Source organism: Paenibacillus sp. 19GGS1-52, assembly GCF_022369515.1.
GTDB lineage: Bacteria > Bacillota > Bacilli > Paenibacillales > Paenibacillaceae > Paenibacillus_AQ.
Genome location: NZ_CP059724.1, coordinates 287,299 through 314,114, shown reverse-complemented (window position 1 = coordinate 314,114; position 26,816 = coordinate 287,299). Strand labels below are relative to the sequence as shown.

At 43.6% G+C, this 26,816-nt stretch carries 30 protein-coding genes and 1 tRNA gene; 8 read left to right on the top strand and 23 right to left on the bottom strand.

Translation table 11 applies throughout. The features are described 5' to 3' along the window. Nucleotides 1-142: 142 nt before the first annotated feature. Entirely contained in the window at nt 143-1,738 is a 1,596-nt protein-coding gene (gene opp4A / locus H1230_RS01500; protein WP_345773391.1) for an oligopeptide ABC transporter substrate-binding protein, read from the bottom strand. On the opposite strand from opp4A, the gene H1230_RS01495 reads away from it, so the two are divergent. Next, a complete protein-coding gene (locus H1230_RS01495) occupies nt 1,737-2,957 on the top strand; it encodes an IS256 family transposase (RefSeq protein ID WP_239713906.1) in 1,221 nt (406 codons plus the stop codon). The genes opp4A and H1230_RS01495 overlap by 2 nt on opposite strands. 30 nt (nt 2,958-2,987) lie before the next feature. On the opposite strand, the gene H1230_RS01490 is transcribed toward H1230_RS01495, so the two are convergent. The 5 genes from H1230_RS01490 to rpsF form a co-directional block, all read right to left on the bottom strand. Next, complete coding sequence (locus H1230_RS01490) at nt 2,988-3,236, bottom strand: hypothetical protein (protein WP_239713905.1); 249 nt, start codon at nt 3,234-3,236, stop codon at nt 2,988-2,990. A 238-nt stretch (nt 3,237-3,474) separates the two neighbouring features. Continuing rightward, a complete protein-coding gene (locus tag H1230_RS01485) occupies nt 3,475-5,421 on the bottom strand; it encodes an endonuclease MutS2 (RefSeq protein ID WP_239713904.1) in 1,947 nt (648 codons plus the stop codon). 526 nt (nt 5,422-5,947) lie between these two features. After that, nucleotides 5,948-6,220, bottom strand: coding sequence for a 30S ribosomal protein S18 (gene rpsR / locus H1230_RS01480; protein ID WP_087918946.1), 273 nt, complete (start codon nt 6,218-6,220; stop codon nt 5,948-5,950). Between the two features lie 20 nt (nt 6,221-6,240). Continuing rightward, nucleotides 6,241-6,747 carry a single-stranded DNA-binding protein gene (gene ssb, locus H1230_RS01475; protein WP_239713903.1) on the bottom strand — a complete coding sequence of 169 codons (507 nt, stop codon included), beginning with the start codon at nt 6,745-6,747 and terminating at the stop codon, nt 6,241-6,243. A gap of 48 nt (nt 6,748-6,795) precedes the next feature. After that, on the bottom strand, nt 6,796-7,080 hold the full coding sequence (gene rpsF / locus H1230_RS01470; protein ID WP_154118906.1) for a 30S ribosomal protein S6: 285 nt from the start codon (nt 7,078-7,080) through the stop codon (nt 6,796-6,798). A 180-nt stretch (nt 7,081-7,260) separates the two neighbouring features. Between rpsF and H1230_RS01465 the strand changes: the two genes are divergently transcribed. Then, entirely contained in the window at nt 7,261-7,458 is a 198-nt protein-coding gene (locus H1230_RS01465; RefSeq protein WP_239713902.1) for a YjzC family protein, read from the top strand. Between the two features lie 366 nt (nt 7,459-7,824). Here H1230_RS01465 and H1230_RS01460 read toward each other — a convergent pair. The 4 genes from H1230_RS01460 to H1230_RS01445 form a co-directional block, all read right to left on the bottom strand. Next, a tRNA-Ser gene (locus tag H1230_RS01460) sits at nt 7,825-7,915 on the bottom strand. 43 nt (nt 7,916-7,958) lie between these two features. Then, entirely contained in the window at nt 7,959-8,171 is a 213-nt protein-coding gene (locus H1230_RS01455) for a DUF951 domain-containing protein (RefSeq protein ID WP_239713901.1), read from the bottom strand. Next, complete coding sequence (locus tag H1230_RS01450) at nt 8,171-9,199, bottom strand: mechanosensitive ion channel family protein (RefSeq protein ID WP_239713900.1); 1,029 nt, start codon at nt 9,197-9,199, stop codon at nt 8,171-8,173. Before H1230_RS01450 ends, H1230_RS01455 begins: the two co-directional genes overlap by 1 nt. Before the next feature lie 13 nt (nt 9,200-9,212). Then, nucleotides 9,213-9,464, bottom strand: coding sequence for a putative Se/S carrier protein (locus H1230_RS01445; protein ID WP_239713899.1), 252 nt, complete (start codon nt 9,462-9,464; stop codon nt 9,213-9,215). 114 nt (nt 9,465-9,578) lie between these two features. Here H1230_RS01445 and yyaC point away from each other — a divergent pair, with 114 nt between their 5' ends. Further along, complete coding sequence (yyaC, locus tag H1230_RS01440) at nt 9,579-10,184, top strand: spore protease YyaC (RefSeq protein WP_239713898.1); 606 nt, start codon at nt 9,579-9,581, stop codon at nt 10,182-10,184. Here the strand turns inward: yyaC and H1230_RS01435 are convergent. The 13 genes from H1230_RS01435 to rpmH form a co-directional block, all read right to left on the bottom strand. Next, nucleotides 10,159-10,659, bottom strand: a complete 501-nt coding sequence (locus H1230_RS01435; protein ID WP_239713897.1) for a DUF4446 family protein — start codon at nt 10,657-10,659, stop codon at nt 10,159-10,161. The two genes, yyaC and H1230_RS01435, sit on opposite strands and share 26 nt — an antisense overlap. 16 nt (nt 10,660-10,675) lie before the next feature. Then, nucleotides 10,676-11,842: an aminotransferase class V-fold PLP-dependent enzyme gene (locus H1230_RS01430; RefSeq protein ID WP_239713896.1), complete on the bottom strand. Its 1,167-nt coding sequence runs from the start codon at nt 11,840-11,842 to the stop codon at nt 10,676-10,678. A 200-nt stretch (nt 11,843-12,042) separates the two neighbouring features. Then, nucleotides 12,043-12,885, bottom strand: coding sequence for a ParB/RepB/Spo0J family partition protein (locus H1230_RS01425; protein ID WP_239713895.1), 843 nt, complete (start codon nt 12,883-12,885; stop codon nt 12,043-12,045). Then, nucleotides 12,878-13,639, bottom strand: a complete 762-nt coding sequence (locus H1230_RS01420; protein ID WP_239713894.1) for a ParA family protein — start codon at nt 13,637-13,639, stop codon at nt 12,878-12,880. The genes H1230_RS01425 and H1230_RS01420 overlap by 8 nt, the downstream gene beginning before the upstream one ends. 183 nt (nt 13,640-13,822) lie before the next feature. Further along, a complete protein-coding gene (gene noc / locus H1230_RS01415) occupies nt 13,823-14,638 on the bottom strand; it encodes a nucleoid occlusion protein (RefSeq protein WP_239713893.1) in 816 nt (271 codons plus the stop codon). Beyond that, nucleotides 14,601-14,741 carry a hypothetical protein gene (locus tag H1230_RS01410; RefSeq protein ID WP_239713892.1) on the bottom strand — a complete coding sequence of 47 codons (141 nt, stop codon included), beginning with the start codon at nt 14,739-14,741 and terminating at the stop codon, nt 14,601-14,603. Before H1230_RS01410 ends, noc begins: the two co-directional genes overlap by 38 nt. A 323-nt stretch (nt 14,742-15,064) precedes the next feature. Next, a complete protein-coding gene (gene rsmG / locus H1230_RS01405; protein WP_239713891.1) occupies nt 15,065-15,787 on the bottom strand; it encodes a 16S rRNA (guanine(527)-N(7))-methyltransferase RsmG in 723 nt (240 codons plus the stop codon). A 3-nt stretch (nt 15,788-15,790) separates the two neighbouring features. After that, a complete protein-coding gene (mnmG, locus tag H1230_RS01400; protein WP_239713890.1) occupies nt 15,791-17,677 on the bottom strand; it encodes a tRNA uridine-5-carboxymethylaminomethyl(34) synthesis enzyme MnmG in 1,887 nt (628 codons plus the stop codon). Nucleotides 17,678-17,699: 22 nt separating this feature from the next. Continuing rightward, complete coding sequence (gene mnmE, locus H1230_RS01395; RefSeq protein ID WP_239713889.1) at nt 17,700-19,076, bottom strand: tRNA uridine-5-carboxymethylaminomethyl(34) synthesis GTPase MnmE; 1,377 nt, start codon at nt 19,074-19,076, stop codon at nt 17,700-17,702. 186 nt (nt 19,077-19,262) lie between these two features. Further along, nucleotides 19,263-19,997, bottom strand: a complete 735-nt coding sequence (jag, locus tag H1230_RS01390) for an RNA-binding cell elongation regulator Jag/EloR (protein ID WP_239713888.1) — start codon at nt 19,995-19,997, stop codon at nt 19,263-19,265. Then, nucleotides 19,994-20,911 carry a membrane protein insertase YidC gene (yidC, locus tag H1230_RS01385; RefSeq protein ID WP_239713887.1) on the bottom strand — a complete coding sequence of 306 codons (918 nt, stop codon included), beginning with the start codon at nt 20,909-20,911 and terminating at the stop codon, nt 19,994-19,996. The genes jag and yidC overlap by 4 nt, the downstream gene beginning before the upstream one ends. 86 nt (nt 20,912-20,997) lie before the next feature. Beyond that, nucleotides 20,998-21,348 carry a ribonuclease P protein component gene (gene rnpA, locus H1230_RS01380; protein WP_239713886.1) on the bottom strand — a complete coding sequence of 117 codons (351 nt, stop codon included), beginning with the start codon at nt 21,346-21,348 and terminating at the stop codon, nt 20,998-21,000. A 282-nt stretch (nt 21,349-21,630) separates the two neighbouring features. After that, the gene (gene rpmH / locus H1230_RS01375; RefSeq protein WP_036677745.1) at nt 21,631-21,765 is read right to left on the bottom strand and encodes a 50S ribosomal protein L34; all 135 of its coding nucleotides are present in this window, start codon (nt 21,763-21,765) and stop codon (nt 21,631-21,633) included. Nucleotides 21,766-22,438: 673 nt separating this feature from the next. Here rpmH and dnaA point away from each other — a divergent pair. From dnaA to remB, 5 genes are all read left to right on the top strand, one after another. Then, the gene (dnaA, locus tag H1230_RS01370) at nt 22,439-23,785 is read left to right on the top strand and encodes a chromosomal replication initiator protein DnaA (RefSeq protein ID WP_239713885.1); all 1,347 of its coding nucleotides are present in this window, start codon (nt 22,439-22,441) and stop codon (nt 23,783-23,785) included. A 195-nt stretch (nt 23,786-23,980) separates the two neighbouring features. Next, nucleotides 23,981-25,123: a DNA polymerase III subunit beta gene (gene dnaN / locus H1230_RS01365; RefSeq protein WP_239713884.1), complete on the top strand. Its 1,143-nt coding sequence runs from the start codon at nt 23,981-23,983 to the stop codon at nt 25,121-25,123. A 47-nt stretch (nt 25,124-25,170) separates the two neighbouring features. Continuing rightward, entirely contained in the window at nt 25,171-25,398 is a 228-nt protein-coding gene (gene yaaA, locus H1230_RS01360; protein WP_154118892.1) for a S4 domain-containing protein YaaA, read from the top strand. Nucleotides 25,399-25,421: 23 nt separating this feature from the next. After that, nucleotides 25,422-26,540 carry a DNA replication/repair protein RecF gene (gene recF / locus H1230_RS01355; RefSeq protein ID WP_239713883.1) on the top strand — a complete coding sequence of 373 codons (1,119 nt, stop codon included), beginning with the start codon at nt 25,422-25,424 and terminating at the stop codon, nt 26,538-26,540. A gap of 16 nt (nt 26,541-26,556) precedes the next feature. Continuing rightward, nucleotides 26,557-26,805 (top strand): extracellular matrix regulator RemB, encoded by a 249-nt coding sequence (remB, locus tag H1230_RS01350; protein ID WP_154118891.1) that lies wholly within the window; start codon nt 26,557-26,559, stop codon nt 26,803-26,805. The last annotated feature ends 11 nt before the right edge of the window (nt 26,806-26,816 follow it).

Genomic DNA, 26,816 nt, shown 5'->3' with positions numbered 1-26,816 from the left:
AGAAACAATATTACTATTGTAATCACTAAACGGATAAAAAGAAACAACAAATAACGACATTTAGTCCAGTCTGATGCCGATTGAAGGCATAATTTGGATGTGCAACCCCTATTAAATAAAAAAAAAGCAGGCCAAGGAATAATCACTTAGCTTGCTTTACCCACCATTTCTGAGGCTCAATTATATTGCTCATGGAATTGACGTGCACTCCCTGCAAACGCTTGTTTACTGGAGTAATACTCTCTCGTTCAGCAAAAAAAATCATGGGTACTTCCTCATTTATAAGCTTCTGCCATTCATAATACACTCCTTTGCGATAATTCCGGTCATATGATTTCATACTGACTCCATCGCGAATGAGTTGTTCGTTCCGCTCCGAAGACCAGCGCGGATAATTCCACAGGTCACTCGCTCGCCACAGGCCGGATGGGTCAGGATCACTTGCTAGGCCCCACACTCCATTGAATAGATCAATAGTAGGCTCATCGCTCTCCACCGCATCATAGAATGCATTCATTTCCTTCAAAGCCCCACCATTCAGTTGGACGTCGAGTCCCACCTGACGCCAGTTTAACAGTGTAGCCTCTGTTCGCTGTTCTGTATTCGTATTTCCTGTCATAGCGTCATAATGAATCACAAATTTCTTACCCTTGGGATCTTCTCGAAGACCATCACCATCAATATCCACATAACCAGCTTCATCTAATAAGGCTATGGCCTTCTCCGGACTATACGGATAAGTATTAATCTCCGAATCCGGTATTTTAGCCCAGCTTGCGCTTGGAATTGGACTTTCCACTACCTTTCCCAAACCGTAGGAAAAAGTGTTTATAATCCCTTCACGGTCCAGTGCATAATACATAGCCTGCCGCAGTCTTTTATCCTTAAATTTAGCATTGTCCATAACTATCTTCTCGGCTTCACGATCCCAGTGTCCAAATTTGAAACCAATATATTCATAAGACAGCTCCGTAGTCTGCATAATATTCACATTATTCAGTTTGCTCAGACTTTCATAAGCATCACGCGGTGCAGACTCCATATCAACCACACCCTGTTCAAACAGGGTAGTCAACTGCTTATCATCAAAAACCTTATACACGATACCATCCAGCAGCGCCTTACCCTGATAGTAATCGTCAAATCGTTTCATCTCTACGAATTCGCCAGGCTGAATTTTGGTCACCTCAAAAGGGCCAATCCCAATGGGGTGTTTTTTCACCTGATCGCTTTCCGGCATGTCTTTGACAGCTACGCCCGTATAATATTTTTTATTCATCGGGTAAGGCCATAAATTATCAATCGTGTTCACACGTGCAGCCGTCACCGTTATTTTCAGCGTATATGGATCTAAGACTTTGATTCCAGTAATCCCTTTGGTCTTTCCAGTATGATAAGCTTCCACGCCCTCAATCATCTCTACGCTGTAATAACGGGGCCCTGTGTAGTCAGGACTAGCGATTGTCTCAAGCGCGAACTTCCAGTCTTCCACGGTCAACTCGTCCCCATTGTGCCAACGTATGCCTGGTTTGATCTTAAAGGTGAAGGTGCGGTGATCTTCGGACTCTTGCCAAGTCGCAATATTGGGGACCGTAGATAAGTCATCTTCTACTGTAAACATAGCTTCAGTGGTGAATTCAAGGACATTCGAGTCATCGTCACCGAGTCTGTAAAATATATTGTGTAAACTCTCAAACCCATTAAAATGGAAGTAAGAGAAAGGTTGGGGAGAACACATGGGACTTTGGACAAAACAGCAGCTGCGGGAGTTTATTAAGGAAAACAACTTGGTCAGCGCAAAGGATGCACAGAATGCCTTAAAGGATTTATTTGCCGAGACGATTCAGGAGATGCTGGAAGCCGAAATGGATACGCATTTGGGTTATGGAAAGCATGAAGTGAAGGCGAAACTCACTCCAAACAGTCGTAATGGAAAAAGCCGCAAAACGGTAGTTAGCGAGTACGGCGAACAGGAAATCATTATCCCTCGAGACCGTTTAGGCGAATTTGAGCCTTTGGTGGTCAAGAAGCATCAATCGAATGTAACGGGCATCGAGGAGCAGATTGTGGCGCTGTACGCCAAAGGCGTCAGCACGAGAGATATCCAAGATCATTTACAGAATATGTACGGGATTGAGGTCTCGCCCACACTCATTTCCAATGTGACCAACAAGATTGTTCCCCTCATTAAAGAGTGGCAGAATCGCCCCTTACAAGGTGTTTACGCGGTAGTCTATCTGGATGCCATCCACTTCAAAGTCAAGCAGGACGGGGCTATTATCAACAAAGCAGCCTACATGGTCATTGGCATCGATCTGGATGGAAACAAGGATGTACTGGGTATGTGGATTGGCGAGAACGAGTCCTCTAAGTTCTGGCTTAGCGTACTGAATGAACTGAAGAACCGCGGGGTTCAAGACATCCTCATCATCTGTGTGGACAACCTGTCTGGGTTCTCTCAAGCGATTGCGGCCTGCTACCCTCAAACGGAAATCCAAAAGTGTATTATTCACCAAATCCGCAGTTCCACACGGTACGTTTCGTACAAGGATCTGAAGAAGGTTACTGCCGATTTAAAGCCCATTTACAAGGCAGCTACCGAAGAAGGAGCCTTGCTTGAACTCGACCATTTTGAAGAGGTGTGGGGAACCAAATATCCGCTCATCCTACGTTCCTGGCGGAATAATTGGGAGGAATTAGCTACCTTCTTCAAGTACCCTCCTGAGATCCGCAAGCTTATCTACACGACAAACATGATTGAGAGTTACCACCGCCAGCTACGTAAAGTGACGAAAGGAAAAAGCATCTTCCCCACGGATGAGGCGCTGCTAAAAATGCTCTATCTCGCCACCGTCGACGTGACTCGAAAATGGACGGGGCGCGTTCAAAATTGGGGACAAATGCTCCTTCAGCTTTCGGTATTTTTCCCAGATCGGGTCGGTCAACACTTGCGATGAATCGCCACTCCCCCTCGGGGGAATCTGTGCTTAAAAGAGTTTACACAAAATTATTGACAGACCCTCGTCACCTTCATAAAAAGCAGGTTCGAATAAGCCCTTAAACGGTGAGGAGTAACCATAAGTAACGATACCACCTACCTGTGGTTCATCGGCGACCGTCTTCGATAAGCGTAAATTATATGAATTATTACCAGACCTTACCCCATTGCAGGCAGACAGCATCGTCGCCATCACGAGCAACAATAGCAAGACCCGGCTTCTTTTCTTGTTATTCATGAATTCTTTCCCTTCTCGTTCTTGATGCATTAAGCTTTTACTTTAACAAAATTTTAAATTTCATACAATGGTACGATATCTCACATTATTTGTTCAATTACATTCCCTCTTGAAAATATATACAATATCCATCTAAATGTGAAGGGTCATATTAGCAGCATTTCCTAAGATCCGTAACAAAATCGACTTTAAAAAGGCCTGCCCTTACGGACAGACCCCACAATGCGAGAGCTATTGGTCAGTTTTCTTCCCCCTTATGAACAATGGTCAATCCCTCAATATGTTTTCGTTGCATCAGCTTGCTTTTCTTGCGGTTCTCCTTGCTCTCAAAAATAATATCCAAATCATAATCGTCGGGATATAACTCATCCTTGGACAGGTAAGGCTTCAGACGCTTATGATTGATGCTCATTTTCTGCTTCTGTATCATTACACCAACCATTCCCAAATTATCTTTCTGCCTGTAGACAATACCCATTCTCCCTAGAGAACTGACATATACAGCATCGCCTATTTCAAAAGAAAACGGAAGTTCCTTCCAGCCCTTCGTCTCATTAAAGCTTGCCTTTTCTCTGTTCTGCTCGCCTTCTTCAGACTGGGGCACACTCAGCCTATTAGCACTCTTCCACATTTCTAGGTTCTCTTGTTGTCCTTGCTTATGCTTCTGCTCCTTCATAATTTGCCGCGAACGCTCAATTACCTTCTTCTGAATACCCAACTTTTCGGCAATCTGCAACGCATAGCTCTCACCCGCTTCTCCTATCGTCAGCCTGTATAATGGTTGCAGTGTCTCTTTATCGAACTCCATCCTTGCATTTTGAAAGCCGGGAGTAGCAGCAGCAAAGGTTTTTAGCTCATTAAAATGGGTAGTGACGACCATATTCGCCCCCTTGCGGCTCAGTTCCTCCAGTATAGCGATGGAGAGGGCGATACCTTCTCCTGGATCTGTGCCTGCAGCCAGTTCGTCAATCAATACCAGCACTCCTTTGGAGGCGCCCTGCAGCATTTCCTCGATTCTCTTCATCTGAGCTGAAAAGGTGCTTAGTGACTGCGCCAGACTCTGGCCATCCCCGATAACGCTCATTACATCAGAGAATACTGTGAAGTCACTTCCTTCATCTACTGGGATCAGCAACCCTGATTGTGCCATTATAGTCAACAACCCAAGGGTTTTAAGAACTACCGTTTTGCCTCCTGTATTGGGTCCCGTTACGACGAGTGACTGATAACCTCTGCCGAATTCAAGACTGATCGGGATCATGTCCTTCAACATCGGATGTGAACCCCCGTTCATCCGTAGAATACCTCGCTCATTCCAAGAAATAGCCCTCCCACCAATAGAGCGGGCATATTTGGCTTTGGCAAAAATAAAGTCATACGTACCTGTGACCTCAATGTTAAGCCGCAATGCAGCCTGCTCCTGCTCCACAAGGCCGGTCAACATACTTAAAATAACAGCCTCCTCCCGCGCTTCATCCGCAGATAGTAAATCTAGTTCTCCTTGCAGGTCCGCGATCTCGTTAGGCTCTACAAAGACAGTGAGCCCGCTTGTGGACTGATCCAGCACCGATCCCTTCACTTGCTTGAAATATTCACGTTTCACCGGAATGACATATCGCCCATTACGTTGGCTATAAATATTCTCCTGCAGAATCGAATGATGACGGGATATGATTCCATCTAATTTTTTATGGAGTCTCTCCTTAGCTACGGTGATCCGTTTTCGGGCCTTCTCCAGACCCTTACTGGCCCCATCATCAATAGAACCATAGCGAATACAACGATTGATAGCTTCTTGAACTGGCATTAATTCCAGCAGTGAGGAGGCATATAAGCCGATTCTTGGGGCTGAATGTTCCTTGGAGGCCATATATTTGCGCAGTTGGCTGCAGCTGTGCAGGAACGTTGATACTGCCATAAAATCTTGCTCATTATATAAATAGCCGGTCCCCATTAACGACATCATCCATTCCATTCCTTCTAATGAAGGAATGGGGACACTCGCCCCTCTTTCCAACAGCTCTTTAGCTTCAGCCGCTTCCTCCATGGCACTTCGTATGGCTGGCAGATAAGTCATAGGCATAAGCTCATTTACATACTTCCTACCGGCATAAGAAACTGCAAAATGTCCTAATTCTTCCTTAATGGTCCCGTAATCCAGCGTGTTTAGATTTTGTGAATTCAAAATGTTTCCTCCTTGTTGTTTCTGCTCAGATCTTTGGTTAATTCTCCCTAACGCAAAGAGGGCAAGGACTGCCACTATCGGCAGTCCTTGCCCTCCATTTGTCTGCTATTGTTCTCAAGTTGCTCTCAACTCTCACTAAGCACTAGCCTAGAGAGGATATGAAAACAGAAAAAACCGTGTTGCAAGAGCACGGTTTACAAAGAGAACAATAGCCGTAAAGAGGCCATTTGACGCTTCGTGTGTTCTTAACTAAATCATTCACCCTTCAAGTACTACAGTTCTCGCAGTTCAACGAACTCTAATAGAGCACGTATTCTTATGCGAATCGAGCCAGCTGCAGTTTCTTGATTAGGCAATATGAAATTACTAGTTAAGGACACTCACCAACATCAAAATTTCCCCTTTAGTTATAGGATATCTGTAACTTACTACATTCCAGAGTGAACGTCAATTGCGCCAGATGCTACACATAACAATACGTACAAAAAAGGCAACCGATTTCTCGACTGCCTTTGTAGTAAACGTCCTATTCCGTTGTGTAAGGCAGCAACGCGATTTGACGTGAGCGCTTAATAGCAATGGTAAGAGCACGTTGGTATTTTGCACTTGTACCTGTTACACGACGCGGCAAAATCTTTCCGCGTTCGCTGACAAATTTCTTAAGAAGCTCCGTATCTTTATAATCAATGTGAGTAATCTTGTTCACAGTGAAGAAGCATACTTTTTTACGCTTGTTGCGTCCGCCACGACGAGCCGGTCTTTTGTCGTTATCGGCGCCTTCTCTTGGTTTAAAAGCCATGTCAGTTCAGTCCTTCCTTATTAAAATGGCAAATCATCATCCGATATATCGATCGGTTTTCCATCGCCCGAAAAAGGATCTTGATTATTGTTGTTGTTGTTACGCGAAACATTATTACTATTTCCGCGTCCACTGTTACCGCCGCCACCAAAGGCTGGCTCTTCAGGAACACTTGCACCACCAGATGTATTTCCACCTTCACGATTCTGCGAAGATTCCAGAAAACGGACATTATCGGCAATGACTTCGGTTACGTATACACGTTTACCTTCGTTATTCTCGTAATTCCGTATTTGGATACGTCCTTCCACTGCTGTCAGACGACCTTTGCGCAAGTAATTGGCACAGGTTTCCGCCAGCTGTCTCCAGGTAACTACCGGGATGAAGTCCGCCTCGCGTTCACCGTTCTGGCCCGTAAAGTTACGGTCTACGGCAAGCGTAAACTGTGTTACGGCAACACCAGCGGGAGTATAACGAAGTTCCGGGTCACGGGTCAACCGACCGATCAATATGATACGGTTCAACAATTCAATCCCCTCCTTTAGAGCGATTCATTACAAAGCTTGGACAAGTTCTTAAGCAACGTCGTTCGTAATGAGATAACGAATAACTTCGTCGGAAATCTTCATGAGACGTTCTAATTCAGTAACTACTGCAGGTTCTGCAGTAAAGTTAACCAAAACATAGACGCCATCACGGAATTTCTTGATCTCATACGCAAGACGGCGTTTACCTTGCACATCGTGCTTTGTAATTTCCCCGCCATTGGAGATGATGCCTTGGAATTTTTCGACTGCTGCTTGAACGGCTTCTGGTTCAATATCAGGACGAATAATATACATCACTTCATATTTGCGCATAATTTTCACCTCCTTATGGTCTGAGGCCCCTAATCACGTCAGGAGCAAGGAACGAGCACATACATAAACTCGCACCACTTAAATATACCAAAACGATATGCATAAAGCAAGTTATATAAAATACTTGATCTGCGCACAATACAACTGATTTCATTTCCCTTAGGGAAGGAGGAGTAGCGCATGGGCGAGAAAACCGAATATGAAAAAGGTGACAAAGCCCCTAATCCGGGCATGTACACAGAAGTAGGCGAGGCACGCAGCTTTCATACGGAAATCCAGAACCCCAAACGAATTGAAATGGAGAAGGGAGACACCTTCCCTGAAACCACGAATAAGGACCGCAAGTGGAAAAAGGTCGAGAAAGCGCGCGTACATTAATTTTTTAACAATCATGTGTATAGAAAAAAAGGACATTACCCATACTATTCTCAGGCAGTACAAAAGAGAGGTGTGGTTCCGTTGGACGTCGTAGACGAACACAATCACAGGGATTCTGATTCAGCAACTATGGTAAGCAAGGACGAGTAGCTGGTTGCCGCCCTTAAAAAGGCAGTGACCGCAGCAAAACCTTTTGTCACTTTAGCGGCTTTAGACAGAGAGATTCCAACATCATTGATGTACTGCCTCCTAGGGAAGGACCTGCAAAGGTCCTTCTTTTTGTATGCCTACTTTTGTATACAAATTTAGAGACAAAAAAACCTCCGTTATACAACGAAGGATTTATAATCGCATATGTAAAATGAGTGGCGGAGAGGGTGGGATTCGAACCCACGCACGCTGTGACACGCCTAACTGATTTCGAGTCAGCCCCCTTGGGCCTCTTGGGTACCTCTCCGCAGCAAGAATTATCATATCACGCAGCACTGCCTTTTGCAAGCTTAATTACTATCCGCACTGCCCGCAGCCGATCGCAGCACCTTCTTTAAATTCTTCTCAAACTTCGCGCGAGGAACCAAGACACTGTGCTGACAACCTGTACATTTAATTCGGATATCCATGCCCATACGAATGATCTCCATCTCATTGGTGCCGCAGGGATGCGGCTTTTTCATCTGTACGACATCTCCGAACTGAAATACTTTGCGTTCCACTATCCTTCCCCCTCTTCACCCTCGTGTGTGGCTGCCACTTGCTGTCTAGGTGCTGCTCCTGTAGCTCCGCGAACCTCCTGTGCTACATTCATGGCATCTGCCTCTTGAGCTATCCTAGACTCCTCTTCCTCACGTTCACGAGCCTGTTGTTCGGCCTCTGCCGCCTCCATGCTGCTTTGCTTCTCCAGGGCCTCTTTAATATCACTCTGGATTTGCCGCTCCGCCGCGTCTCTGGCATTGGGCATGCAACTTGCTGCCACTCGTATAACAAATTCAGAAGTGCTCATAGATTGGATACCTAGTATATCTGGGTAAGCAAGAACACTTGGATTACGATCCTCTATTCCTTGCAAAGCTTCACCAATCAAACCTAATGTCTCCTCCAGGCCGCGTTCAATCTTCACAGGCACATCTACAACGGCCAGAGCATTAGAAAGGGAATAGTTCGTTACATTGATGATCGAACCATTGGGGATAATATGCACTTCACCAGTATTGCTAAGTAATCTTGTCGTTCTCAGGCCGATTACCTCAACGGTTCCTTTATAAACGCCGGTCTGAATCACATCACCAACCGCGAATTGATCCTCCAATATGATGAAAAAACCTGTAATAATATCCTTCACCAGACTTTGTGCCCCGAAACCTACAGCTAAGCCAAGTACCCCGGCCCCGGCCAATAGCGGTGCTAGATCAAAATGAAATTCGGAGAGAATCAGCATAATCATCACAAAATTACTGATGACAGTTACGACATTTTTTAGAAGTTCTCCAACAGTAGTAAACCGGCGCGTATTCGCCAACAATCTGCCTCCGGTTTTGCGAGCCATGGATCGATCGATCACATTATATACAACTTTAATTATAATCCTGGACAAGATAAAAATTATAATTATTCGCACCCCTGTGAACAATACATCCATCCACATGTCCGCATCTGACACCCAGTTCCATAATTGATCCTTGAATTTGAGCGCCTGTCCAACGGGATCATCAGTGAGGGAAGCGTATAATATCCATTTATTCATAGAATCCTCCTTGTCACTCGATCAATTCATAACCCTTGTTGTCGTCCTTGCCGTAGATCCCTCTGATTTCAATATTTTGCTCAGCCACAATTTTCCGCACATCACTCAGTGCATCACGAAAAAATTGGATCGACATCGCACAGCCGGCGGTAATTTCCTTAGGTGTTGGAAAGATATCAATTTCTATTTCTGCATATTCAAGCAGCATCTCGGCGCGAAGCGCCTGCTGGGTAGAATCAAATGCAATAAGCAGTTCTTCTTCCATACTCACGCCTCCTAATGATTTCTCGCCTTACCTTCCTGCACTGAGTATAAAATCCCTCTTTCATCCATATACTAGATATCAACAAATAGAATCAGTTTCAGAAAGGAAGATGGTATGAACTCTTCATCAAATGCTTCTCCAATACCTGAAATGTCTTGTTTAAAAATATCACATACTGATCCAAATATCTATTCTGCCATTACTCACAGACTGCTTTTTCACTTCTCATGCACACGCCCGGACACACAAATTATTGTGGTCTGTATTGGCACAGATCGTTCAACTGGAGACTCTCTTGGCCCACTGGTCGGCACTTCATTAGCCCGTTTCCACAGTCCTTTATTTCATATATATGGCACACTTGAAGAACCTGTACACGCCATTAATCTCGAAGAGACCTTATCACTTATAAATGAAAGATACAGCAATCCTTTCATTATTGGCATAGATGCTTGTCTAGGTCATTCTACCAGCGTCGGCTGTATTCAAGTCGTAGAGGGTCCGTTAAAGCCTGGTGCAGGTGTAAATAAACAACTGCCGCCTGTTGGCGATATCCATTTGACGGGTATCGTTAATGTAGGCGGCTTCATGGAATATTTTGTCCTGCAAAATACAAGGTTGAGTTTGGTTATGAGATTATCGGACATCATAGCTTCCAGCCTTTACTCAGCATTAAAGCAGTGGCATCTTCACTCTAAGTCTGCTGCAACGCGAGAGTAACTACTTCCTTCTCTTCTGGAGATAAAGGATATTGCGACTCTCCTTTTTGCATAGGCTTAGAATAAATATAGGAATTTTCTCGGTTATGCAGACTGGTAAGGACTACACCATTACTATCATCGTCCAGAATTGCCAACGAGAAGCTCAAATCATTTCCGCGTTCGCCGAAAGCATTGTACCGTTTCATCGCCACATTGGATTTCATTCCGCTGATTTTAAGTGTTGTAGCTTCAAGTATTGCTTTGTGCTCTCGTTGCCCGTCCTCCAGCATTTCACCTTGATTTTTAAGATCAATTAGCAGGCTCTCCAGATCCTCCACACCACTACCAGACATCATTGCTTCGTATCTCCGTCGCATTGTACGAAGCTTAGCTCCTTGTACAATAACGATGATTGCCAGCACTAATAGAATCACAACAAATGCAACAACAAACCATAACAATTGATCACTAATGAATTGATTCATATCTGACATAAATGGACCATCCTTTTTATTTATCTGCTGCGGCATTGCCATAGAGCTCTTCCATAGCTGCCAGCATTCTGCTTATATCATGCTCTGTTGAATCATATCCCACACTAGCCCTTACAGCACCGCTCTCCAGTGTATCAACAGCTTTATGAGCTAAGGGCGTGCAGTGCATCCCTGCTCGTACGGCAATATTATATTCACGGTCTAGACGGTGGGCAATTTCTGCCGACTCCTGTCCAGCGATAACAAAAGCTACTATCCCAGTTCGTGGTGCACCCTTGTCTGGCCCTAGCAGTCTTATGCCCGGAATTTCTGTCAAACCCTCCATCAGCAATTGGGTCAATGCGCATTCTCGTTCATGTATAACGTTCGTCCCAATGGACTTCACCTTTTGAACACCAGCCATCAAACCAGCAATGCCCACCATGTTTTGCGTTCCCGCTTCATACCTGTCCGGACGAACAGAAGGCTGTTCACTATTCTCAGACTGGCTGCCTGTACCTCCATGCATCAGAGGCTCTAGATCCAGTTGAGGCGATATATAGAGCCCACCTGTACCTTGCGGACCCAACAACCCCTTGTGCCCTGGGAAGGCAAGCAGATCGATATTCATGGACACCACATCTATTCCCAATGATCCTGCACTTTGAGCAGCATCTACCATAAACACAGCACCTTTTGATTTAGCTATATCACCAATATCACCGATTGGAAGAATGCTGCCAAGTAAGTTGGAGCTGTGACTACAGATAACCATTTTAGTATTATGTCGAAAAGCATTCTGCAATTCAAGCAAATCTAACTGTCCTGCTTTATTCACTGGTAGGTAATCAACTGTTATTCCCTGAGTTCTTCGTAAATATTCCAGAGGCCTACGCACAGAGTTGTGCTCTGTCATGGTCGCTATCACATGATCCCCTGCTTGTAATGTACCTCTAATCCCCATATTCAGAGCCATGGTAGTATTATGTGTAAAGGCAATATCTTGCGCATTGGCAACAGCAAATAATTCAGCCAACAGTCCGCGCGTTCTCACCAATACACGACCTGCCCCCATGGCCATTGAATGATTGCCTCGGCCAGCATTTGCCCCAGAATGTTGCAAGGCATTCATCATAGCTGTTGCAACCTCTGGAGGTTTCGGCCAAGAAGTTGCAGCATGATCCAGATATACGAGTTCTTCCAATCTCCCACCCCTTATCCTTTACATCTATTCCGTCAAGAAGAAACGGCTTCGCTGTCCTTTATATGGCCGGCATCCGTTTCTTCGAGAAATATAAGAATAACTTATCGTGCGAACCATATTAGTTCTTATCTTTTAAAAAACATATCCTGCCTTATCCGGTTAGGGATAACTCAGGATATGTTTTTAGGTGCAAATATCCATCAGTTCCCTAATAACTCCAGTAATCTTTCCAAGTCTTGGTTGCTGTAATAGTTTAGTTCAATTTTCCCTTTTTCTTTACCTTGCTTAATTTTAACCGTCGTTTTGAATCTTTCGCGCAATGTTTCCTCAATATTATCAATATAAGGATCGCGCTTGATCACCTTAACCTTAACTCCATTGGCTGGCTTGCGATCTAGATTCTTCACAGTTTCTTCTAATTCTCTTACGCTCCATTGCTGCTCCACACACTGTTCTGCAAGCTGCAATACTAACTCCGTATCCTTCAAAGCAACAATTGCCCGCGCATGCCCCATGGAGATTGTTCCACGTGAAACATACTCTTTAACTTCCTCCGGCAAAGAAAGCAACCGTAGAAAATTGGCGATATGCGATCTTGATTTACCAACCTTTAGTGAAAGTTCCTCTTGGGTAAGTGAGAATTGATCCATTAGACCTTGATATGCCACAGCGATTTCCATTGCATTCAAATTTTCCCTTTGCAGGTTTTCAATTAATGCAATCTCCATTACTTGTTGATCGCTTAAATTTCGCACGACAGCTGGAATAGTAGCTTTGCCACAATATTGTGAAGCACGGAATCTGCGTTCACCAGCAATAATCTCAAATCCCTTTAATACACTACGAACAATAATAGGTTGAATCACTCCGTGTTGACGAATAGATTCCGCCAACTCTTGAATTGCTTCTTCATTAAAATCCTTGCGCGGTTGATAAGGGTTAGCTCGTAATTGTCCTAAAGGAATTTCTACGACCTTATCATCTTCATTAATAGACAAGGAGGGAATTAATGCATCTAGCCCTTTTCCTAAACGCTTACTCATAAGAAATCACTTCCTTTGCCAACTCTAAATATACTTCCGCTCCTTTAGAGCGAGGATCATAAGTGATGATTGATTGTCCGTGTGACGGCGCCTCGCTGAGACGAACATTGCGCGGGATAATCGTCTTATACACTTTTTCTTGAAAATACTTTTTAACCTCTTCAATAACTTGAATTCCCAAATTCGTGCGGGCATCAAGCATCGTTAACAATACCCCTTCTATTTTAAGATGAGGATTGAGATTTTTTTGAACTAGACGTACCGTGTTCAGAAGTTGGCTCAATCCCTCAAGGGCATAGTATTCGCATTGTATTGGGATAATTACGGAATCAGCAGCTGTAAGCGAATTGATCGTTAATATCCCGAGTGATGGGGGGCAATCAATAATAATATAATCATAATTTCCTTTAACAGCATTCAATGCCTTTTTCAGCTTTAGTTCTCTGGATATCATCGAAACCAATTCAATCTCTGCGCCAGCCAGTTGAATCGTTGCCGGAATAATATGCAAGCCTTCGTTTTGGGTTTCAAGTATTGTTTCCTGTGGATCCACTTCATTAATAAGAACATCATAAATACAATCTGCTACATCTGCTTTGTTGATGCCAACGCCGCTTGTAGTGTTTCCTTGAGGATCAATATCGACAAGAAGCACTCTTTTTCCTAAAGCAGCCATGCCGGCACCCAGGTTCACTGAGGTTGTTGTTTTACCGACACCGCCTTTTTGATTTGCTATGGCAATGATCTTGGACACTTATTTCACCTCGTATAGTTAGGAAGAATCTTCTTGTAGGTCGATAGTAAGAATGGCGTTGCCACCCATTTCGGGCGACATCACATTCTGCGAGAAGTATAAGGAATTCGCTAATAATATGGACTTAAGCCACATAAAAAGACGGCCAATCAACATCAGGGCCGCCTTCAGCTGTTGAATACATTATCTTTTTGGAATTTGAATCAGAATTTCGTAATGATCACCACGATCATTTTCAGAAGTTTTGATTTCCATTCCTGAGCCTGAAACCATATCAATAGATTGACGAATTGTATTAAGTGCTAGTCGAACATCCTTAGTATAGGAGACCCGTTTTGACTTTTTTATATGTGTTACTTCTTTATAGAAAGCTATACGCGCTTCCGTCTGCTTAACATTTAAGCCCTTAGTAATCACTTCTGTTAGAACCTTTAGTTGCATTTCCACACTGTCCAGTGACAGTAACGAACGTGCATGTCTTTCTGTAATTTTGCGCTCCATCAATGCAGTCTTGACCTCTTGGGGTAGATGCAGTAAACGTATCTTATTAGCAATTGTTGACTGACTTTTACCAAGCCGCTGCGCCAGACTTTCTTGAGTCAATTGGTGCAGATCAATCAATTTCTGATAAGCCATTGCTTCTTCAATTGAAGTCAAATTTTCACGTTGTAAATTTTCAATCAATGCAATTGAAGCAGCCTGCGAATCATTAAATTCGCGGACAATGGCTGGTATAGTTTCCATGCCCAGTTTTTTAACTGCTCGCCAGCGCCGTTCACCTGCAATGATTTCGTACTGTGAATCTCGCAAACGCACTACTATGGGTTGGATAACTCCATGAGTTTTGATAGTCTGACATAGCTCATCTATCTTATCATCATCGAATATAGTCCTAGGCTGATACGGACTGCTGATGACCTCATGAACCGGGATTTGTTTGATCTCTTCTCCGCTGCTCCGCTCAGTAAATCCAAAAAGCTTGGTGAATTGTTCTTTCATTCCGTTCATAACCACCTAATTTCGTTATAGTACGATCTTCTTGACCTTCTTTAGGGGAAAGCATATCGTACAGCAATGAACCAGCCTGCAAATCACCAGGCATTACAATCTCTCCTTCGAAGAAAAAATAGCATCGGAAGGAACCAACTAGATTCGAAGTCTCACTATATTATTCTATCACTTTTCTGCTTATAATCCTATTCTCCTTAAAGACCTATTTTTCCTGCAATTATGATCGAAAATTCACATATTCTCTCTGGTGTGTGTGGAAATGAAGACACCACCTATTTTCAGGTGATACTGGTTTCTATGATTACACAGATATAAAATGAGAGGATATTAAAAAAGGATTCCCCTCTTTCATAAAGCAGAGGGGAATCCTTTTAAGTTTTTGATATATGCCCCTAAATGTTTCACGTGAAACATTTAGATCAGTGGTGTTTTTGCAGGAATCCCTGCTTTGCGTGGGTACTTGGCAGGAGTAGCTCCTGTCTTCCGTATGATAATAATATGACGAACAGACTCTTCTACAGGAAGACTGAAGGACTCCACTTTATCTAATTGAGCACGAAGCTCTTTCAGACTGTGATTGGCTTCATTCAATTCCTCAGAAGGATCATTCCCCTTCATCGCAGCGAAAATCCCATCTTTGCGAGTGAAAGGCAGACAAAACTCATTAAGTAATGATAACCGGGCAACAGCACGTGCAGTGACCAAATCATATGCATCACGATGAATGAATTGTCTGGCAATATCCTCTGCACGGCCATGGATCAACTCTACCTCACTTAACTTAAGCACAGTGCATACATGCTGGAGAAAAGAAATCCTTTTGCTTAATGAATCGACAATGGTCAGTTTCAGATGTGGAAAACATATCTTCAGAGGTATCCCTGGAAACCCTGCTCCCGAGCCAATATCCGCCATGCTTTTCACTTCATTCATATCCAGATAAAAGGCCAGCGAGAGTGAATCATAAAAATGCTTCATATATACCTGTTCACGCTCTGTTATACCGGTTAAGTTCATTTTTTCATTCCAGGATACCAGTTCTTGATAATAAAGTTCGAACTGCTCCAATTGTACTAGTGTAAGGATAATTCCTTGTTGCTGCAAAAGCTCAGTGAATTGGGTCGTTATATTGTCCATGAATTATCCTCTCGCCGCCGTCACCCGGTTGTAATGTTCCAGATGTACGAGAAGAATGGAAATATCCGCTGGCGTCACTCCGGATATCCGGGAAGCCTGGCCGATAGAGATAGGAACAATCTTGGTAAGCTTTTGTCGGGCTTCAATCGCCAATCCATGAATTTCGTAGTAATTAATCCCATCAGGAATTTTCTTTTTTTCCATCTTTTGCAGTTTTTCTACATGTTGCAGTTGCTTCTCAATATATCCTGCGTATTTGATCTGAATTTCGACTTGTTCTTTCATGTCTTCATCCAAATTCTCAGGAGAAGGTGAAAATTGATCAACGAAGCTATAAGTAAGCTCTGGACGGCGCATTAATGTAAGCAGGTTGCTGCCATCAACAATAGGTGCTGATTCATATTGTGCAAGCAGATCATTAACCTCTACTGGCTTTACCTTAGTCTCCTGAAGACGGGCGATTTCACGTTCCACTAGTTCTTTCTTTTCCAGAAAAGTTTCATACCGCTGTTGAGGAACCAAACCGATTTCATGTCCAATAGGAGTCAGACGTAGATCAGCATTATCATGACGAAGCAACAGGCGATATTCCGCACGTGAGGTCAAGAGGCGATAGGGTTCATTAGTCCCTTTTGTCACAAGATCATCAATTAACACTCCGATGTATCCCTGTGAGCGATCCAATACTATCGGCTCTTTATCCTGTACTTTGCGCGCTGCATTAATACCAGCCATAACCCCTTGTCCTGCTGCTTCCTCATAACCAGAAGTCCCATTGATCTGTCCTGCGGTGAACAGGCCTGGAAGACGTTTCGTTTCCAGTGAAGGCCACAACTGTGTAGGGACCATCGCATCGTATTCTATGGCATAACCATTGCGCATCATTTCTACTTTTTCCATACCTGGTATAGAACGGAGAACCGCAAGCTGTACATCCTCAGGAAGACTAGTGGACAAACCCTGCACATAGTATTCCGATGTGTTTTTTCCTTCTGGCTCCAAAAAGATCTGATGTTTCGATTTATCGCTGAACCTTACTACTTTATCCTCTATAGAAGGACAATAACGTGGACCTGTTCCTTCAATTATTCCAGTGAACATGGGTGCCCGATGCAGGTTATCATTAATGATCTGATGAGTTACTTCAGAGGTATAGGTCAACCAGCAAGGAAGCTGTTCATTTTGCGAAGATTTGGTTTCAAAAGAAAAGAATTTAGGCTTACTATCTCCAGGCTGTATTTCAGTCTTGGTGAAATCAATTGTATCCTTGTGCACACGTGGAGGTGTACCTGTCTTAAAGCGCACCAGCTCAAAGCCCAGCTCACGCAAATGCTCAGAGAGCTTAATTGAAGGTTGCTGATTATTCGGCCCGCTCTCATACGCCAACTCACCCATGATGACCTTACCACGCAGATAAGTACCTGTGGTCAGAATAACAGACTTGCTGCGGTATGATGTTCCTGTCTTCGTGATCACGCCCACGCAATGTCCATCCTCAACGATTAAGCGCTCCACCATTCCTTGACGAAGTGTCAGCTTCGGCGTTTTTTCCATTGTTTCCTTCATGGCATGCTGATACTGGAACTTATCCGCTTGAGCGCGTAAGGCATGAACAGCAGGTCCTTTACCCGTATTAAGCATTCTTAATTGAATGAAAGTCTTATCTATATTACGGCCCATTTCTCCACCTAGCGCATCAATTTCACGCACCACATGTCCCTTGGCGGGTCCGCCAATGGAAGGATTACAAGGCATAAACGCTACCATATCCAGGTTAATCGTAATCATTAACGTGCTGCAACCCATTCTGGCTGAGGCGAGCGCAGCTTCACAGCCGGCATGACCAGCACCAATGACGATCACGTCATAACTGCCTCCATCATAACTCATATCTTGTTTCCCCCTATAGAACCTATTTACCTAAACAAAACTGTGAAAAAATCTGGTCTAACAACGAGTCGGCTGCTGTATCGCCTATGATCTCGCCTAGCTGCTCCCAAGCCAGCCGCACATCAATTTGGATCAGATCTATCGGGACATGCTGCTCTGCAGCCTCATAAGCATCCATAAGCGATCTGTGCGCCTTTTTGAGCAAGGCAATATGTCTTACATTACTCACATATGTCAAGTCACCAGATTCCAGCTTTCCGCCGAAAAAAAGTGTCGAAATGGCCTCTTCCAATTTATCCAAACCTTTCTCTTCCAGAATGGACATTGGTACAATGCTCGACTCTTCAAAAAAAGAAAGTAACGTTTCCTTATCAACTTTAGACGGTAAGTCCATTTTATTCATCAAACATATACATTGTCTACCCTTGAATTGTTCCATTAATGCCAATTCATCTGCATGCAGCACGTCATTTGAATTTAGTACAAGCAGAATTAGATCCGCGTCAACGACGGCAGCTCGGGAACGTTCAACGCCGATTTTCTCCACCACATCCATTGTTTCGCGAATACCAGCAGTATCGAGCAGCTTAAGTGGAATATTATTAATCGTTACATACTCTTCTATGACATCACGTGTTGTGCCTGGAATATCTGTTACAATCGCTTTATTATCGCGCGCGAGCGCATTAAGCAGCGATGATTTTCCCACATTTGGACGGCCTATAATGGCTGTAGTAATACCTTCACGTAGAATTTTACCTTCATTAGAAGTCTTTAGTAGCTTATTGATACCTTCCATAACTTCAGTGCTTTTATCTTTAATAAATTCAGCTGTTACTGATTCCACATCATGTTCAGGGTAATCAATATTCACTTCAATATGAGCCAGCATTTCAATAAGCGAATGACGCAAGAGATGGATCTGTTCGGATAGTGAACCACTCACCTGCTTCAAAGCTACCGAGAAGGCTCGATCTGATTTAGAACGGATAAGATCAATGACGGCTTCTGCCTGTGATAAATCTATACGTCCGCCCAAAAATGCGCGTTTGGTGAACTCACCTGGCTCAGCCAATCTAATCTCCTGCTGCAGCAGCAAATCCATTACTCTTCTTACCGAAATAATACCACCATGCGCACTGATCTCCACTACATCCTCTGTGGTAAAAGAACGCGGTCCCTTCATTACAGTTACAAGTACTTCCTCCAACTTTTCCCCATCAACCGGACTAATAATATGTCCGTAATGAACGGTATGTGACTCCACTTCCGCAAGTGATATCCGACTGCGAAATAATGGTGTCACCTGGGTTATAGCTTGTGGGCCACTGACCCGGATTATAGCAATCCCGCCCTCACCTAATGCCGTCGATACGGCAGCTATGGTATCACTAAGCATGCTATTATTCACCTCGTCTTATCTGCTCTCTATGTTCTTATATATCAAGAAGAAACGGCTTCGCCGTCCTTTATATGGAATGGCACCCGTTTCTTCGAGAAATATAAGGATAATTTATTGTGTGATATCTTTTAAAAAACAATGACTCCTTTCATAGGTCAAGGAGTCATTGCGGCAATATGGTCTTTACTTCAAAGTTATAACGACGCGGCGATTCGGCTCTTCACCCTTACTAAGGGTATTCACTTGCCGGTGATCCTGTAGTCTGGAATGAATAATCTTACGCTCTTGCGGGGACATTGGCTCCAGCACAACCTCTTTACGGGTACGAATAACTCGGCCCGCTAATCGATCAGCCAGTTCTTCTAGTGTCTTCTTGCGGCGTTCACGGAAATTCTCCGCATCAAGCACTAGCCGTATAAAGCTGTCTGAATATCGGTTAGCTACGATATTAGCTAAATACTGCAGAGCATCGAGAGTTTGTCCTCTTCTGCCAATCAACAATCCGAGATCCGGACCAGATATCTGCAGAATGTTTGATTCCTTGGTATGGACGATCTCCACTTCCACCTCGAGCCCCATGCTCTTGGCGACATCCACAATGAAATGAACGGCCTCTTGGTAAGCTTCCTCCACCGGTTGTCCGGAATCTTGGCGCGGCACACCGCCAATAGCCTCCTGTTTGCTCTCTCTTGTTGACTGCTGAGGCAGTGACGGAGCACTCGCCGCTGATGCCGGTGCGGCTTCGGTTAGCAAGGTTAATTCAACCTTGGCACCTTTCGCACCGATCAATCCCAGGAATCCTCTTGATGGCTGTTCAAGTACATTGACCGTAACTCGATCCCGGTGAACTCCAAGCTGTGTAAGCCCACGTTCTACAGCTTCTTCAATGGTTTTCCCTGTCGCGACGACTTTGCTCATTTTGACTTTTTGGCCCCCTTCGATGTCTTGGCACTATTATTTTTCACAGTGCTGGAAACATTTTTGTTTTTCCCAGTGCTCGAGACATCTTTACTCTTCACGAGATTAGGGCCAACATCGATGACTCCGGCACCTGCAACAGCTAACTTATTTTTACCATTGTTGCGATATAAGAAATAGTTCTGAATAATAGTGTAAAGATTACTATAGAACCAGTACAGTGGAAGTGCTGCCGGGAAGTTGTAGGACATGATGAAGATCAGTACAGGATATACCATCATCATAAACTGCATCGGACCTTGCATCTGTGTTGGATTCATCTTGGTCATCATTCTCGTTTGCAGGAAAGTTGTAATTGCAGCCAGTGCTGGCAGAATAAACAATTTGTCCGGCTTACCGAGTTGCAGCCACAAGAAGGTATGCTCACGCAAGTGCGGATTAGAGTATATCGAGTTGTAAAGGGCAATAAAAACGGGCATCTGCACAATCAACGGCAAACAACCTGCCATTGGGTTAACCTTATTCTCCTGAAATAGACGCATGGTTTCCTGCTGTACTTTCTCAGGGGTATCTTTATATTTTTTCTGGATCTTTTGGAGTTCCGGCTGTATGGCTTGCATTGCGCGCGAGCTCTTCACCTGTTTCATAGTAAGCGGCAAAATCAACGTGCGGACAATTATAACCATCACAAGTACGGCTATTCCATATTCTCCATTAAACCACTTGGCGAACGTTTCCAAAGCTAAGGCGAAATAATAAACTACGTTACTTTGCCAGAAGCCTCCGTTTTTCAAATCCTCCATAGTGTGCGTAACTGTGGTCGAAGATGAACACCCCGATAGAACAGTTAATGACAGCACCAACATAGCGATGAGGAGAAACCATTTTCCTCGTCTAGTCTTCATTACAGACACTTCAAAACCCCTCTCTTGAACATTCCATTGCACCGTAAATCATACCATAATTATGAATACAAATAAACAAGCCACTTCGGGCTCCATTATTTACGGGAAGCCTTTAGCAGCTTGGCTTTGCGCAGCACATGGAGCACACTTTTTTCGAGCTCTCCATATTCCATAGTAAGGGCTCCTTTTCTTACGATAAACACCATGTCTAGTCCACCTGCAATTTCAGGCTCGTGATGACGGACAATTTCTTTCACCAGTCTCCTCATTCGATTGCGGACAACGGCATTTCCCACCTTTTTACTGACTGATACACCAAGTCGGAACCGCTCCACCTCTTTTCTGCTGAACCAATACACTACAAACTGATGATTCGCAAATGACTTCCCATGGCGGTATACGCGGCTGAAGTCAGCACGGTTTCGTAATCGTAATCTTTTGTGCACGAGAATCTCCTTATTAAAAAGACCGGCCTCAAAGATCGCTCCGGAATTTTTCCTTCTAATTAGTATAGTCATTATTGAGCAACCATAAACAGCTGCTGACCCCGATATACTTCACTTCATCTATAGGGGTTGAACTCTGCTGTTTCATATTTATAAGTATATACGTAAAATAGCCCCGCAAAGTATAGCCAACGCATTGAAGCGTAATCCTAACCTCTGCAGAGCCCCCGGAATTAAAAATACAGTAAAAAAGACCACCGTAGTGGTCTCGGGTGGCCTTACTTACGCACTCAAAACTTTTCTGCCTTTTAGGCGACGGGCTGCCAGCACTTTGCGGCCGTTTTTCGTGCTCATTCTTTTGCGAAAACCATGCACCTTGCTGCGTTTGCTCACATTAGGTCTAAATGTCGGTCTCATGTATTGCACCTCCCTTACAGGTACTAAATTACTGTCTTATAAGCAGAAACGGACTATGCCGTCCTTTAAGTAGGGACAGTATCTACAAGTATTATCATTATAATTTGGAGACATATCCACACAGAAAACACCTTTATATATTAAAACATATATTACGGATAAAAGTCAACCTAACACCTCTCGCCTCTTCTCTCCTCAAGCTAAGATGTTTATCCACAGCCCTAATTAGAAAAAAAGTAATCCACAGGCATAAAAAGTTATCCACCTGTTACTAAAAAACTAAGTCGACTATTTGCAGGTGGTAATAACCTGTGTATAAAAAATATAGAGACTTGACGCAAACTGTCGAACCGTAAACAAATTATCAACAATATGTAGTGTTGTTCTTAAATATTATACACAAGTGCTTGAATTTGTGGATAAAATAGCCCTGATCATTGAAAAACAAGGGTAGTTTTGCTATGATGGTATTACTTTTGAATGTGAATAGATTTGTTTGTTCTCTATATTATCAACAAGTTGTGGATAACGTTGTGAACAATTCAAATTTATCCATATTTTTTTGTCTCTGCATATTGCATGTTGGGGATAAAACTCATCATTAACCTATTTTCTTCGACATTTCCACTCATGGCTGATGCCACATTTGGAAGATTTAAAGGAGTGACAGTCTGTGGACAGCCATACTTCCGAATTATGGCAGCAAATTTTATCGATTATTCAGACCAAATTAAGCAAGCCGAGCTTTGATACCTGGTTTAAGGCTACGAAAGCGATCACTTTCAGCACACAGGTTCTTATCATCTCGGCACCTACAACATTTGCAGTCGAATGGCTGGAAAGTCGTTACACCAAACTGGTAGGAGCTACGGTTTATGAGGTCACCGGCAAACAGGTAGACGTCAAATTTGTTATTGAGGAGAACAAGCCTTCAGAGCTTGTAATTCAACAATCTGCGCCATTTCCCGCAGTATCACGCGAAGAAGCCCAAACGCATCTGCTCAATCCCAAGTATACTTTTGACACCTTTGTAATTGGCTCAGGCAATCGTTTCGCGCACGCAGCTTCGCTGGCCGTTGCCGAAGCACCAGCCAAAGCATATAATCCTTTGTTTTTATATGGCGGAGTAGGTCTGGGGAAGACCCATTTAATGCATGCCATTGGGCATTATGTGCTGGAACATAACCCAAACAACAAGGTTATTTACATTTCGTCTGAGAAATTCACGAATGAATTCATTAATTCTATCCGTGATAACCGCGGCGAAAGCTTCCGCAATAAGTATCGCAGCGTTGACATTTTGCTTATTGATGATATCCAATTCCTCGCCGGCAAAGAGTCAACACAGGAGGAATTCTTCCATACGTTCAATGCGCTCCATGAAGAACGCAAGCAAATTATCATCTCCAGCGACCGGCCTCCAAAGGAAATTCCCACACTGGAAGAACGGTTGCGCTCCCGGTTCGAATGGGGTCTGATTACAGATATTCAACCTCCGGATCTGGAGACCCGGATTGCCATTTTGCGCAAGAAGGCTAAAGCGGAGAATCTTGATATCCCTAATGAGGCTATGATGTACATCGCCAACCAGATCGATACAAATATTCGTGAGCTAGAGGGTGCTTTGATTCGGGTTGTTGCCTACTCATCTCTAACGAACCAGGATGTAACTACTCATCTGGCAGCTGAAGCATTGAAGGACATCATCCCGTCCAGCCGCCCCAAAATGATTACAATGGGAGACATTCAGCAAAAAGTCGGCGAATATTACAATTTGCGCCTTGAAGATTTCAAAGCACGCAAGCGTACTAAAGCCGTAGCCTTCCCGCGTCAAATCGCCATGTATCTATCCCGTGAATTAACGGATTACTCACTCCCTAAGATAGGCGAAGCATTTGGGGGACGTGACCATACGACAGTCATACATGCCCATGACAAGATAACACAGCAATTAAAGGTCGATCAGGAGTTGTACAAAGTGGTAAATAATCTTGCGGAGAAAATCAAAAATCCTTCCTAAATGAACAATGAGCCTATGCACAATCTATACACATGTGAATAGGCTTAGTTTCATGCGGTTTGAAAGGGTTATCCACATATTCAGTGCCCCTACTACTAATACTACTAAATAACTATAATAATTCATCATCTATAAGCGCGTTTTCAAGACACTAACAACATCACAATTTCCCATTTTTCAGCTAGGAGTGAAATCATGAAAATAAGCATTCTAAAAAATGAACTCAACGAATCGATACAACATGTATCAAAAGCTATCTCCAGCAGAACAACAATCCCTATCCTTACAGGTATTAAGCTAGAAGTCACCCACCAAGGAGTGACATTAACCGCCAGCGATACTGATATTTCAATTCAATCATTTATTCCTCTGGAGAATGACAGTCTTACTATCGTGAAAGTCGAGCAACCCGGCAGTGTTGTCCTACCAGCCAAATTTTTTGTCGAAATTATCAAGAAATTGCCATCCAAAGAGATTCAGATGGAGGTAAAGGAAGGTTTTCAGACCTATATTTCCTCGGGATCAACAGAAATTCAGATCGTAGGACTTGACCCTGAAGAATTTCCTGTACTGCCGAGTATTGAAGAGAATGAGACGATCTCTATACCAGGTGATTTGCTTAAAAATATGATTAAACAAACGGCTTTCTCTATCTCCACCCAAGAAACAACACCAATCCTCACAGGTATACTGTGGAATCTGGCTGATAATGAATTTAAATTTACAGCGACTGATCGCCACCGTCTGGCTACACGAGCTGCCCGGTTAGAAGGTACCGAAAGTGTTCAATTTGCTAACGTCGTCATAGCCGGCAAAACACTCAATGAGCTTAGCAAGATTATTCCGGACCAGAATATGTTGGTGGATATTGTTGTAGCCGATAATCAGGTTCTCTTCAAAATTGACAAGGTTCTGTTCTATTCACGGATTTTGGATGGAATTTATCCGGATACTTCTAGGATTATTCCCACAGCCTACAAAACAGAACTAACTTTGGATACAAAAAAGCTCAGCGAATCGATTGACCGCGCTTATTTGCTGTCTCGTGAAGAAAAAACGAATATTGTACGGATGCAAACGCTTGAGAATGGCAGTATTGAGATATCTTCAAGCTCGTCAGAGCTTGGTAAGGTCCGCGAGGAGCTTGAGGTTCTTGATTTTAAAGGTGAACCGTTGAAGATCTCCTTCAACTCCAAATACATGCTCGATGTATTAAAGGTCGTAGAAAGTGAGCAGCTGGTAATTGCCTTTACAGGAATGATGAGCCCAATTATCCTAAGACCACTTGATGAAAGCCGCAGCTTATATGTCATTTTGCCTTACCGCACGACAAATTAACGCCATCGTTCACGGCCTGTGGATAAGTGGTGGAAAGGATAAAAAACATGAAAAAAATAGTTATCCACAGTGGATATATTAAGCTAGACCAATTTTTAAAGCTGTCTGAATGTGTATCCACAGGCGGTATGGCCAAAGCCCTGCTGCAAGAAGGTCATGTTCTTGTTAACGGAGAAGTAGAAGAACGCCGCGGCAGAAAACTCTACCCTGGTGATAAAATAGAGGTTCAGGATAACGGAGCTTTTGAGGTTGAAGGCGGCGGAGTTAAAGAGTAGGGCATCCGAGGAGGAACTATTTCGTGTTTGTTAAAAATATCGGTATGCAGCATTATCGCAATTATGAGCTGCTGCGTCTTGAGAGCTTGGGCGATGTGAATCTGATTCTCGGTCAGAATGCCCAAGGCAAAACAAACCTCATGGAGGCATTGTTCGTCCTGGCGATGACCAAAAGCCACCGTACCTCCAAAGACCGCGAGCTCATCTCATTCGATGCTCCCGGAGGCTCTGCACAAATTTATGCCGAGGTAGAACGAAAATACGGCGATCTGAAACTTGAACTGTTATTATCAGCTCAAGGTAAAAAAGCTAAGATTAATGGATTAGAGCAGCGGCGACTCAGTGAATTTATCGGCTCACTCAATGTGGTAATGTTTGCTCCCGAAGATCTGGAGATTGTTAAAGGAACACCTGGCATTAGACGGCGCTTTCTCGATATGGAGATTGGGCAAGTGCAGCCTAGCTATCTATTTCATCTGCAGCAATACCAGAAGGTACTGCTCCAAAGAGGCAATTTGCTGAAGCAATTATGGGGTAAAGATGCGGCACAAAAAGAGCTTTTGGAGATTTGGGATGTTCAACTTGTTGAGCATGGTGTTAAAATCGTCAAAAAAAGGAAACAATTCATAAAGAAGCTGCAAATATGGGCTGAAAGCATTCACCGAGGGATTACGAACGGCGGAGAAGAGCTGAAATTGCTTTATGTTCCCTCTTTCGGGGAGAGAGATGAGGAAGATGAAGCTGTCTTATTAGACAATTTTATGTTAAAGTTATCACAAACAAGAGAACAAGAAATCAGGCGCGGCATGACGCTGACGGGTCCCCATAGGGATGACCTGTCCTTTTTTATCAACGGAAGAGAAGCTCAGGTCTACGGTTCTCAAGGACAGCAGCGTACGACAGCGTTATCACTCAAGCTGGCGGAAATCGAGCTGATCCATGAGGAAATCGGGGAGTATCCTGTGCTGCTTCTTGACGATGTTTTGTCCGAACTTGATCCTTACCGCCAGACTCAGCTTATCGAAACCTTTCAAAGCAAGGTACAGACATTCATTACCGCAACCGGTATTGAGGGTCTAAATGCCGATAAATTAAAGGGCGCCAACCTTTACCATGTTCATAATGGAAAAGTCGAGTTATAAAGAGCGGAGGAAGACCATGTATATTCATTTGGGCGGGGAAAAGATTATTCGATCCTCTGAGTTGATCGCTATATTTGATATATCGATTGAGAAATCTTCTAAGGTGTCAAAACAGTTCGTAATTCAGTCTCAGCAGGATAAGAAGCTGGAGCGGATTGGTGAAGAGGAAGCAAAATCTATAGTCGTAACGAAAAATATCGTGTACTACTCCCCCATTTCTTCCTCCACCCTCAAAAAGAGAGCCAAAATATTATTGGAAATATAGAATTCATTAAG